At 70.2% G+C, this 11,359-nt stretch carries 11 protein-coding genes; 4 read left to right on the top strand and 7 right to left on the bottom strand.

Translation table 11 applies throughout. The annotated features are described in order from the left end of the window. A partial coding sequence (locus V6M42_RS07475; protein WP_332678043.1) for a 50S ribosomal protein L11 methyltransferase occupies nucleotides 1-845 on the bottom strand: 845 nt, incomplete at its 3' end. A gap of 94 nt (nucleotides 846-939) precedes the next feature. On the opposite strand from V6M42_RS07475, the gene V6M42_RS07470 reads away from it, so the two are divergent. After that, nucleotides 940-1,506 (top strand): hypothetical protein, encoded by a 567-nt coding sequence (locus tag V6M42_RS07470; RefSeq protein ID WP_332678042.1) that lies wholly within the window; start codon nucleotides 940-942, stop codon nucleotides 1,504-1,506. A gap of 91 nt (nucleotides 1,507-1,597) precedes the next feature. Here V6M42_RS07470 and V6M42_RS07465 read toward each other — a convergent pair whose 3' ends face one another. From V6M42_RS07465 to V6M42_RS07455, 3 genes are all read right to left on the bottom strand, one after another. Then, complete coding sequence (locus V6M42_RS07465; RefSeq protein ID WP_055832479.1) at nucleotides 1,598-1,810, bottom strand: DUF3126 family protein; 213 nt, start codon at nucleotides 1,808-1,810, stop codon at nucleotides 1,598-1,600. A 106-nt stretch (nucleotides 1,811-1,916) separates the two neighbouring features. Next, nucleotides 1,917-2,738, bottom strand: coding sequence for a serine O-acetyltransferase (gene cysE, locus V6M42_RS07460; protein ID WP_332678041.1), 822 nt, complete (start codon nucleotides 2,736-2,738; stop codon nucleotides 1,917-1,919). 20 nt (nucleotides 2,739-2,758) lie between these two features. Then, a complete protein-coding gene (locus tag V6M42_RS07455; RefSeq protein ID WP_332678040.1) occupies nucleotides 2,759-3,409 on the bottom strand; it encodes an NUDIX hydrolase in 651 nt (216 codons plus the stop codon). Nucleotides 3,410-3,492: 83 nt separating this feature from the next. Here V6M42_RS07455 and V6M42_RS07450 point away from each other — a divergent pair, with 83 nt between their 5' ends. After that, complete coding sequence (locus V6M42_RS07450) at nucleotides 3,493-4,110, top strand: nitroreductase family protein (RefSeq protein ID WP_332678039.1); 618 nt, start codon at nucleotides 3,493-3,495, stop codon at nucleotides 4,108-4,110. Between the two features lie 130 nt (nucleotides 4,111-4,240). Here the strand turns inward: V6M42_RS07450 and hutI are convergent, their stop codons facing one another. Together hutI and V6M42_RS07440 are read right to left on the bottom strand one after the other, a co-directional pair. Next, nucleotides 4,241-5,452 carry an imidazolonepropionase gene (hutI, locus tag V6M42_RS07445; protein WP_332678038.1) on the bottom strand — a complete coding sequence of 404 codons (1,212 nt, stop codon included), beginning with the start codon at nucleotides 5,450-5,452 and terminating at the stop codon, nucleotides 4,241-4,243. A gap of 145 nt (nucleotides 5,453-5,597) precedes the next feature. After that, nucleotides 5,598-6,485 (bottom strand): agmatinase family protein, encoded by an 888-nt coding sequence (locus V6M42_RS07440; protein ID WP_332678037.1) that lies wholly within the window; start codon nucleotides 6,483-6,485, stop codon nucleotides 5,598-5,600. A 201-nt stretch (nucleotides 6,486-6,686) separates the two neighbouring features. Here V6M42_RS07440 and hutU point away from each other — a divergent pair, with 201 nt between their 5' ends. Together hutU and hutH are read left to right on the top strand one after the other, a co-directional pair. Further along, complete coding sequence (gene hutU, locus V6M42_RS07435) at nucleotides 6,687-8,357, top strand: urocanate hydratase (protein ID WP_332678036.1); 1,671 nt, start codon at nucleotides 6,687-6,689, stop codon at nucleotides 8,355-8,357. A 169-nt stretch (nucleotides 8,358-8,526) separates the two neighbouring features. Further along, a complete protein-coding gene (hutH, locus tag V6M42_RS07430) occupies nucleotides 8,527-10,053 on the top strand; it encodes a histidine ammonia-lyase (RefSeq protein ID WP_332678035.1) in 1,527 nt (508 codons plus the stop codon). Between the two features lie 452 nt (nucleotides 10,054-10,505). Here hutH and fni read toward each other — a convergent pair. Continuing rightward, the coding region (gene fni / locus V6M42_RS07425) for a type 2 isopentenyl-diphosphate Delta-isomerase (protein ID WP_332678034.1) at nucleotides 10,506-11,359 on the bottom strand (854 nt) is incomplete at its 5' end.

The raw sequence follows: 11,359 nt of genomic DNA, 5'->3' as shown, positions 1-11,359 counted from the left end.
GCGCTCCAGGCGTCGCGATGGATGCGCCGTTCGAGGATGAAACCGCGCGACAGATAGGCCGCCGACACGCGCCGCTCCTGCGTCCGCAGCAGGCCCGACAGGATGGCCACGCCGCCCAGGCTCAGCGCCTCCTTGATGTCCTGCGACAGGCTCACCAGCGGCGGGGCCAGGATGTTGGCGAAGACCAGGTCATAGGGCCCCTGCCCCCGCACCTTGCGGTCGTTCAGGCCGAAGGCGTGGACAAAGCGGGCGTTGGCCTGGTTCAGCTTGGCGTTCTCGTTGGCGATGCGCACCGAAGGCTGGTCGATGTCGGTGCCGACCGCGACCTTCGATCCGGTCTTGGCCGCGGCGATGGCCAGCACGCCCGTGCCGCAGCCGACGTCCAGCACCCGCTCGAACCGTTCCTTCTTCAGCAGTTCGTCGAAGGCGATCAGGCAGCCGACGGTCGTGCCGTGGTGTCCGGTGCCGAAGGCGGCGCCGGCGTCGATCTTCAGGTTCACGGTGTTCTTCGGAACGATGCCCTGATCGTGGGCGCCGTAGACGAAGAACCGTCCGGCGCGCACGGGCGGCAGGCCCGACAGCGACATGGCCAGCCAGTCGGCGTCGGCCAGTTTCTCGACCACGACCGTCAGGCCGTCGTGCGCCTTCAGCCGCGCCTCGATGCCCTTTGCGTCGTCGGCGTCATTGGGAAAGGCGTCGATGCGCCAGATGCCCTTGTCCTCGTCTTCCTCGAGAATCGAATAGGTCGCGCCTTCCAGCAGCGGATCGGAATCCAGCGATGCGGCGGCGGCTTCGGCGATGTCGCGGGGACCGCGTGCGATTATTTGAACTGCGGACTCGGACATTTCTCAAACACCGCTATCATATCGAATCGAGACGCACGCTGGTGCGCTCTCCTGCGCCAGCATCAACCAACTAATCCGAGGGGTCGGGGAATTCATGGCTAAAGCACCATCCAAGTCGAGTACGGCTGCGAAACCGAAGCCGGCCGCCGCCGCTTCCAAGCCGAAACCGGCGACAAAGTCGAGCGCTGCGCCGAAAGCCGCTGCGAAACCCGCCGCCAAGGCCGCCGCGCCCAAGGCCGCTGTGAAGCCCGCCGTGAAGAAGGCCGCGCCGAAAGCCGCCGCCAAACCTGCGGTCAAGACCGTCGCCCCGGCCAAGGCCGCCGCGCCCAAGGCCGCGGTGAAAAAGCCGGCCGCCAAGGCCGCGCCGAAAGCCGCCGCCAAGCCCGCTGTGAAGAAGGCTGCTCCGAAGGCGGCCGCCAGGCCCGCCGCGAAGAAGCCGGTCGCCAAGAAGGCCGCCTCCAAACCCGCGACTGCGCCTAAGCCCGCCGCCGCGAAACCGGCCGTCGCTCCGGCCGCTGCTCCGAAGCCCGTCGCCGCGCCGGCGCCGAAGCCGGTCGCCGCCGCTCCGGCTCCGGCTCCCGCTCCGAAGCCGGCCGCCAAGCCTGCCGAAAGCAAGGGCTTCCTGTCCGGCCTGCTCGACGCGATCTTCGGCAAGAAGTAGATCGCGACGCCTGAACGACGAAGCGCCGGTGGATCGCTCCACCGGCGCTTTTTCGTGCCCGGCCCCCTCGTTCAGATTTGGGCCGGAGAACTCAGTCCTGCGGCAGGTCTTCCGCCAGGATCGCCATCTCGAACATGAAGCTGCCGGCCTCGTCCTCGTCCTCGAAGACGACGCCGATGAATTCGTCCCCGACATAGACCTCGCACGAGTCATTGGGCTTGCCGCGCGGCTTCAGGATGATGCCGCCCGTGTTGAAGGTGCGCTTCAGGTGCGTCTCGACGCGCTTCATGTCGGCGGTGTTCATGGTCGGCCTCGGTGGTCACTCGTGAAGCCGCGGACCCTAGAGAAACCCGCCCGGCAGGGAAACCCTCGCCTGAAAATCTCCTCCCCATTCATGGGGAGGAGCGGGGCTAGATGACGAAGTCGTAGACGATGTCGGCCAGCGTATGATCCATCGTCCGCGCCGGGGTCGCCTCGGTCGGGCAGTTGACCAGACGCGCGGGCACGCCGGCGACGGTGCATCCCGCGGGCACGTTCTTCAGCACCACCGAGCCCGAGGCCACCTTGGCGTAGTCGCCGACGGTGATGTTGCCCAGCACCTTGGCCCCCGCCCCCAGCAGCACGCCCTTGCCGATCTTGGGATGGCGGTCGCCCCGGTCGGCGCCCGTTCCGCCCAGGGTCACGGCGTGCAGCATGGAGACCTCGTCCCCCACCACCGCCGTCTCGCCGATGACGATGCCCGTGCCGTGATCGAGGAACAGGCCCGAGCCCATGCGGGCGGCGGGATGGATGTCGACCTGGAACAGTTCCGAGATACGGCTCTGGAAATGGAAGGCCAGCGCCTCGCGTCCCTGCTTCCACAGCCAGTGCGCCACCCGGTGCGCCTGCAGCGCCTGGAAGCCCTTGAAGTAGAGGAACGGCTGCAACAGCGTCTTGATCGCCGGATCCCGCTCGGCGACCGCCTGCAGGTCGGCCTCGGCCGCGGCCACGATCTTCGGATCGGCGTCAAAGGCGTCGCGGCAGATCTCCCGCACCGACATGGGCCCCAGTTCGCCGTCGCCCAGCTTGCGCGCGATCTGGAAGCTGAGGGCCGAGGCCAGGTCGTCGTGCGACAGGATCACGGCGTTCAGCTGCGACGCCAGATGCGGCTCGGCGCGGATCGTCTCCTCGGCCGCGGCGCGCAGCAGCGACCAGGGTTCGTTGCGCCCGGCGACGACTTCCAGCTTGGGCATCGGAGTCTCCATGGCGGACATCATACGCTCGCCAGCATGGCCTTCGCCAGTTCGGGCGGCAGTTCGCCTTCCCGCGCCATATGGTAGGCCCTCAGCGCCGTCGCCAGCGTAAACATGTCCCGGATCGCCCCCGTCCCGATCTCGCGCAGCAGGTCGCCGAACGGCACGCGGACGACGCGGATGATCTCCGTCGGATCGGGCGCGACCGGAACCGGCGTCAGCCCCCAGGCGATCCAGGCCATGGCCCGCTCGTCGGTGATCGAGTTGCTCATCTCGGCCTTGCAGGCGGGCAGCCAGTGCGCCGCCTCCAGCCCCGCCTCTTCCGCCAGTTCGCGGCGCGCGCCCTCGATCGGGTCCTCGTCGAACGGCGCGCCGCCTTCGGGCATCTCCCACGACCAGTTCATCAGGGCGAAGCGCTGCTGTCCGACCAGCGTCACGGTGCCGTCGTCGTGCACGGGCAGCACCCCGACCGACATATTGCGCGGCCGCATGACGGCGTAGTCCGCCTTGAAGCCTGTCGGCGCCGTCGCATCGTGCCGCACCAGACGCAGCCAGGGGCTTTCGAACAGGACGCTGGAGCCATGGTCCCGCCAGGCCGGCGGCCGGTCGCTTCCGTCGTCCCAGGCAGGCAGAGGGCGGTCGGCGTCGAAGTCGGTGCGGGAATCGGTCATGGGGTGCGTATGGCGATGCCGCGCGCCTGCCGCAACGGCGCTCGCGGTTTGACCTCTCGCCCCGCCGACGCCATGTGAGCGGCATGACACGTCCCGCCCTGCCGCGCTTCGCCCTCGGCGATCCCCTGCCCGCCCCGACCGCGTCGGACGAACTGCGCCTCAGGCTGGCGACCCGCCGCTCGGCCTCCGCCCAGGTCCTCGCGGCGCCCGGCCCGTCGCCGGAAGAGATCGAGGACATCCTCACGCTCGGCCTTCGCAGCCCCGACCACGGCAAGCTGTTTCCCTGGCGTCTCGTGGTCCTCGGCCCCCGCTCCCGCGCCGAACTGGCCGAAGCCCTGACCCCGCTGGCCGCCATCCAGCCCGACCCGAACAAGGCGAAGGCCGTTCTGGCCAAGCTGACCGCCCCGCCGGCGACCATCATGGTGATCTCGGCCCCCGTCCCCGGCCACAAGGTGCCCGAGTGGGAGCAGCAGCTGTCCGCCGGCGCCGTCTGCATGAACCTCGAACACGCCGCCAACGCCCTCGGCTACGCCTCCAGCTGGATCACCGACTGGTACAGCTACGACCCGCAGGCGCAGGACATCCTCGACGTGGCGGGCGGCGAGCGGGTGGCGGGCTTCATCCACATCGGGACCCTGGCCGAGCCGCCGCTGGAACGCCCCCGGCCCGCCCTTGCGGACAAGGTGGCCTACAGGCCCTGACCGAACAGGTTCGCGGTCAGCAGCACCGTCGCCCCGCCCATCAGCAGGGTCGTCGCGACCAGGGCGGCGATCAGCAGGCGTTCGATGGCGTCAGGGCGTCGGCTCATGCCCGCAGCATACAGGGATTCGACTACCGCCGCTCGCCCGCGACATAGGTCCGCTCCAGCAGCGGCTTGCCCAGCCAGTAGGCCAGCTCGGCCGGCCGCGTGATGTCCCACACCGCCAGATCCGCCGCCTTGCCCGCCTCCAGCGTGCCGATCTCGTCCGACAGCCCCAGCGCCCGCGCCGCATGCCGCGTCGCCCCCGCCAGCGCCTCCTCGGGCGTCAGCCGGAACTGGACGCAGGCCAGGGTGATCGCCGCCGTCATCGAGGCCACCGGCGAGGTGCCCGGATTGCAGTCCGTCGCCACCGCCATCGCCACCCCGTGCGCCCGGAACAGGTCGATCGGCGGCGGGGTCGTCTCGCGCAGCATCAGATAGGCCCCGGGCAGCAGCACCGCGACCACCCCGCCCTCGGCCATGGCCCGCACCCCCGCCTCGGTCGTGTGCTCGACATGGTCCGCCGACAACGCGCCATACCGCCCCGCCAGCGCCGCCCCGCCGCCGTCCGACAGCTGGTCCGCATGCAGCTTCACCGGCAGGCCCAGCGCCCGCGCCCGGTCGAACAGCCGGGCCGTCTCCTCGACCGTGAAGGCGATGGGCTCGCAATAGGCGTCGACGGCGTCGACCAGCCCCTCGGCATGGGCCGTCGGCAGGATGTCGTCGATGGCCAGATCGACATAGGCGGCCCGGTCCGCCCGATGCTCCGGCGGCACGGCGTGCAGGCCCAGATAGCTGGTCCGCACCCGCACCCCCGCCTCGCGCCCGATCCGCCGCGCCACGCGCAGCATCTTCAGCTCGCTGTCCCGGTCCAGCCCGTAGCCGGACTTGATCTCGACCGTGGTGACGCCCGTCGCCTTCAGCCCCGCCAGCCGCGCCCGTGCGCTGGCGTACAGGTCGTCCTCCGACGCCGCCCGCGTCGCCGCCATGGTCGAGACGATGCCGCCCCCGGCCCGCGCGATCTCCTCGTATGTCGCGCCGTTCAGCCGCTGCTCGAACTCGCCCGAGCGGTCGCCGCCGAACACCAGATGCGTATGGCAGTCGATCAGCCCCGGCGTGACCCAGCGCCCGTCCAGCCGGTCCGTTTCAGTCGCCGTATGTTCGGGCAGAGCGCCGCGCGAACCGATCCATACGATGCGCCCCTCGCGGATCAGGATCGCCCCGTCCCCGATCGCGCCATAGGCCTCGCCGCCCTCGGTCATGGTCGCGAGGCGGCAATCGGTGATGAGGCGGTCGACCTTCATTTCCGTGCATCCCCGCGAAGGCGGGGACCCAGTGCTTTGGGTGTTGCAGCCTGCAAGGCTGGGCGCGATCGCTGTCCGGAGACACCGGCGTCAAGCTGGACAGAACTGGGTCCCCGCCTTCGCAGGGATGCACGGAGTTTGAAAGTCATCGCGTCTCAAACCCCGCCAGCAGCTCGCAGAACCACCGCCCCGCCGTCAGCGAGCCGAGGTCGCCGATCTCCAGCGAGGGATCGTATTCGGTCAGGTCCACCGCCTTCACCTTCGGATGCGCCCCGATCACCCGCGTCGCGTCGAAGAAGTCCTGCGCCGAAACCCCGCCCGGCCGCGCGCCCGGCGAGGCGGGCCACTGGCTGCGGTCGATCACATCGATGTCGAAATCCACGTAGATGACCTCGCACAGCTGCGACAGCCGCCACAGCTCCTGCCCGACGACGACGGCCAGCCCTTCGTCGCGGCACTCCCGCGCCGTCCGCACCGAAATGCCCGCCCGTTTCGCCTTCTCGTGCGCCCGCTTCGTATTGGCGAAGGGCGCCAGCCCGACCTGGCTGATCCGCCGCCCGTCCAGCCCGTCCTCGAGCAGCGCCTGGATCGGATTGCCGTTGGTCAGGCCCTGGTCCGTGTCGCGCAGGTCGAAATGGGCGTCCAGCGTCAGCACCCCGACCCGGTCCAGCCCCAGCGCATGCACGCCCGGCCGGGTGACGGCGTTGTTGCCCCCGACCAGAACCATCAGCGCACGCTGCGCCTGCCCCGCCGCCGCATCCCGCACCGGGACGAAGGCGTCCGCCGGCGACACGCCCTTCAGCGCCACGTCGCCCGCGTCATGCACCCGCGTCGACAGCTCCCCGCCGGTCTCGACGTCATAGGTCGAAAACCGCGGCAGAACGGCGCGAAACGCCTTCGGCCCCAGATCGCACCGCCCCGGCGTCAGCGAGCGCTCGTTCAGCCCGGCGCCGATCAGGGCGACGGGGGCCTCCGGGTGGTTTCCGACAAGGTCGGCGACAGAGCGCCAGGAGAGGGCTTCGGATTCGGTCATCCATCCACATAACCCCTTCTCCCCTCGGGGGTCGAGGAAGGCGGCGGAGCCGCCGCCGAGGGGTGGCCCGTCAGGGTCGGATGAGGGGGCTCGTCGCACAGGCAGACTGTCAGGCGATAAGCATGAGACCACCGGCCCCATCATCCGTCTCGCTCCGCGAGCCACATTCTCCCCCGAGGGGAGAAGGCGCTAGAAGGCCTCATGACGACTCAACAGACCCCGAACACCCGAGTCATCCGCAGCCCCCGCGGCATGGAGATGACGGCGAAGACCTGGGCCGCCGAGGCCGCCCTGCGCATGCTGATGAACAACCTCGATCCCGAGGTGGCCGAACGGCCCGAGGATCTCGTGGTCTACGGCGGCATCGGCAAGGCCGCGCGCGACTGGCCGTCGTTCGACCGCATCGTCCACGAGCTGCGTGAGCTCGAGGCCGACCAGACCCTGCTGGTCCAGTCGGGCAAGCCGGTCGGCGTCTTCCGCACCCACGCCGACGCCCCGCGCGTCCTGATCGCCAACTCCAACCTGGTGCCGAAATGGGCGACCTGGGAGCATTTCAACGAACTCGATCGCAAGGGCCTCATGATGTACGGCCAGATGACGGCCGGCTCGTGGATCTACATCGGCACCCAGGGCATCGTTCAGGGCACCTACGAGACCTTCATGGAGGCCGGACGCCAGCACTATGGCGGCGACTGGTCGGGCAAATGGATCCTGACCGCCGGCCTCGGCGGCATGGGCGGCGCCCAGCCCCTGGCCGCGACCATGGCCGGCGCCTCCTGCCTCGCCGTCGAATGCCAGCTGAGCCGCATCTACATGCGCCTGAAGACCCGCTATCTCGACGTCATGGCCGAGACCCTCGACGAGGCCCTGGCCCTGCTGGAAAAGGCGAAGGTCGACAGAAAACCCATATCCGTCGGCCTGTTGGGCAATGCGGCTGATGTTCTGCCTGAACTGGTGAAGCGCGGCGTCCGCCCCGATCTGGTCACCGACCAGACCAGCGCCCACGACCTCGTCAACGGCTACCTCCCGCAGGGCTGGACCGTGGCGGAGTGGGAGGACAGGCGCCTCTCCGACCCCGAGGCCGTGAAGGCGGCGGCCGCCGCCTCCTGTGCGGTCCACGTCCAGGCCATGCTGGACTTCCAGAAGATGGGCGTCCCGGTCACCGACTACGGCAACAACATCCGCCAGGTGGCCTTCGATCAGGGCGTCGCCAACGCCTTCGACTTCCCCGGCTTCGTCCCCGCCTACATCCGCCCCCTGTTCTGCCGCGGGATCGGCCCCTTCCGCTGGGCCAGCCTGACCGGCGATCCGGACGATATCCGCAAGACCGACGCGGCGATGAAGACGCTGTTCCCCGACAACGCTGGCCTGCACCGCTGGCTGGACATGGCGGGCGAGCGCATCGCCTTCCAGGGCCTGCCCGCCCGCATCTGCTGGATCGGCCTCGGCGACCGCCACCGCGCGGGCCTGATGTTCAACGACATGGTCGCCTCGGGCGAGCTTTCCGGCCCGATCGTCATCGGCCGCGACCACCTCGACTCCGGCTCGGTCGCCAGCCCGAACCGCGAGACGGAATCAATGATTGACGGATCAGACGCCGTCTCCGACTGGCCCCTGCTGAACGCCCTGCTGAACACGGCCTCGGGCGCCAGCTGGGTGTCGCTGCACCACGGCGGCGGCGTCGGCATGGGCTACAGCCAGCACTCGGGCGTCGTCATCGTCGCCGACGGCACGCCCGAGGCCGCCAGACGCCTCGAACGCGTCCTCTGGAACGACCCCGCCACCGGCGTCATGCGCCATGCCGACGCCGGCTATGAGATCGCGAAAGAAGCCGCGCGCGAGAACGGCCTCAACCTGCCGGGCGTGACGTGAACGCCCTTCTCCGTCATCCCGGGGCTTCGCACAGCGAAGAACCCGGGACCCAGGAGTTCAGGCCCATGCCTCCAACGCCGCCCCGAACGCCGGCGGCGCACTCCTGGGTCCCGGGTTCGCTCTGCGAGCGCCCCGGGATGACGACTGTTTTCGACTTCGGAACGACTTCATGACCCTCACCATCGGCCCATCCCCCCTCACCCTCGCCCAGCTGCGCGCCGTCCTCCACGGTCCGTGCACCGTCGCGCTCGCCCCGACCGCCTGGGCCGCCGTCGACAAGGGCGCGGCCGTGGTCGCCGCCATCCTCGCCGAGGGCCGCACCGTCTACGGCATCAACACGGGCTTCGGCCTGCTGGCCAACACCTCGATCGCCACCGACGATCTGGAAACCCTCCAGAAGAACCTCGTCCTCAGCCACGCCTGCGGCGTCGGCGCCTTGCTCGACGACCGCGTCACCCGGCTGCTGATGGTGCTCAAGATCGCCAGCCTGTCGAAGGGCGCTTCCGGCATCCGCCGCGCGACGCTCGAGGCCCTGATCGCCATGGTCAACGCCGACGTCCTGCCCTGCATCCCCTCCAAGGGATCGGTCGGCGCCTCCGGCGACCTGGCCCCTCTGGCCCATATGTCCTGCGTCCTGATCGGCGTCGGCGAGGCCCGCCACAACGGCGAGACCCTGTCGGCCGAGGACGCCCTGGCCCGCATCGGCCTCAAGCCGCTGGTTCTGGGTCCCAAGGAAGGCCTCGCCCTTCTCAACGGCACCCAGTGCTCGACCGCCCTGGCCCTCGCCGGCCTGTTCGCCGCCGAGGCCGTCTTCGCCGCCGGGATCGCCGCGGGCGCCCTGTCCGTCGACGCGCTCAAGGGCTCCGACGCCCCGTTCGATCCCCGCATCCACGCCCTGCGCGGCCAGCCCGGCCAGATCGCCGTCGCCGCCGCCCTGCGCGGCCTGATGAGCGGCTCGGCCATCCGCGACAGCCACCGCGAGCACTGCCACAAGGTTCAGGATCCCTACTCCCTGCGCTGCCAGCCCCAGGTCATGGGCGCCGTGCTGGACGTGCTGCGCAACGCCGCCGCCACGCTGGAGCTTGAGGCCAACGCCGTCACCGACAATCCGCTGGTCTTCATCGACGACGGCGACGTCATCTCGGGCGGCAATTTCCACGCCGAGCCGGTGGCCTTCGCCGCCGACATGATCGCCATGGCCCTGTGCGAGATCGGCAACATCTCCGAGCGCCGCACCTCCATCCTCGTCGATCCGAAGATGAGCGAACTGCCGGCCTTTCTCGTCAAGGAAAGCGGGCTGAACTCCGGCTTCATGATCGCCCAGGTCACCGCCGCCGCCCTCGTCGCCGAGAACCGGATGGTGGCCCACCCCTGCAGCATCGACACCGTCCCGACCTCGGCCAACCAGGAAGACCACGTCTCCATGGCCACCCACGGCGCCCGCCGCCTGCTCGACATGGCCGAGAACACCGCCGCCGTGATCGGCATCGAACTGCTGGCCGCCGCCCAGGGGCTCGAATTCCACCGCCCGCTCAAATCCTCGCCCCAGCTGGAAAAGGTCTGGGCCATCGTCCGCGAGGCGGCCGCCGCCTACGGCTCCGACCACTATTTCGCGCCGGACATCGCCCGGGCGACGGACGGCGTCCGCGCGGGCCGCTACCGGGCCTTTGCGGGGGAGCTGCTGCCGTCGGCGTAGTTTTCGTCATCCTCCGGCAAGCCGCGCCTTCGCGGCGCAGACCGGGGGACCCAGCGGCGCCGAAGGCGACCTGTTCAGCCGCGCTCCCGGCGGGTTCGCGCTCACGCGCGCCGCTGGGTCCCCCGGTCTCGCTCCGCTCGCCGGAGGATGACGAAAGAGGGGAAGCGCGATGGAGACTCTCGCTACTCCCGACCCGCTACTCTCGCCCCCGGAATCCGCTACTTCCGCCCCTCCCGAAACGGGGTCAGCGCGGTCCCGGAACGCCTGCGACCGTTTCTGACGCACACACGTGCTCTATGGCTCCAACGCCCGCCGGGCGGGGTCTTTGACAGCATCCGCCACACGCCGCGCCGCCTCGTCAGGCCCGGCTTCCGTCCCGACGGCCGGGTCAGCCGCGACTGCAGATTTGCGCAGAATTTTTTGCGGGAAATACGGGACTCTCGCCCCTTCGCTCAGCCCTGAAGCGGCGCCTTGCGCAAGGCGGTGAGGTTGGCCGAGCCGGTGCAGAAACAGACCGTCCGCATCTGGCGGATCACCGTCTGGAAATGCTCGACCACGGCCTCGGTCGAGATGGTCGCGGCGTTCAGCACGCCCGCCGCCTGGCCGACCATGTCGGCCCCCAGCCGGATCGCCCTGGCGGCATCGACTCCGTCGCGGATCCCGCCCGAGCCGATGATCAGGGCCTTCGGGCAGGCCGCCCGGACCTCGGCGATGGAGCGCGCCGTGGGGATGCCCCAGTCGGCGAAGGCGGCCGCATGGGCCTTGTCCGCCTGCCCCTCCGACCGTTCGCCCTCGACCGTGGCCCAGTTGGAGCCGCCGGCCCCGGCGACATCGACCGCCGCCACGCCCATGGCCAGCAGCCGCTTCGCCGTCGCCGCGGACATGCCGGCCCCGGTCTCCTTGACCACTACCGGCGCGTCCAGCGCCTTGACCAGGGCCTCCAGCGCCGCGCCGACGCCCCACCAGTCGCGGTCGCCCTCGGGCTGGCAGGCCTCCTGCAGCGGGTTCAGATGCACGATCAGGGCGTCGGCGGCGATCATGTCCAGCACCCGCCGCGCCTCGTCGACGCCGAAGCCCCGCGTCAGCTGGGCCGCGCCGATATTGGCCAGGATCGGCGTGTCGGGCGCCTTGAGCCTCAGGGCCATGTCCAGCCCCGGCGCCCCGTCGCTCTCCAGCGCCGCCCGCTGCGAGCCGACGGCCAGGCCGATGCCCAGATGCTGCGCCGCCTCGGCCAGCCGGGCGTTGATCGCCTCGGCCCGCGCCGGTCCGCCGGTCATGGAGCTGATCAGCAGCGGCGCCTTGAGCC

The sequence above is a fragment of the Brevundimonas sp. genome (assembly GCF_036677305.1).
In the GTDB taxonomy this organism is placed as follows: domain Bacteria; phylum Pseudomonadota; class Alphaproteobacteria; order Caulobacterales; family Caulobacteraceae; genus Brevundimonas.
Note: the sequence above shows the minus strand (reverse complement) of the source record. Positions and strands in the feature narration are given on the sequence as shown.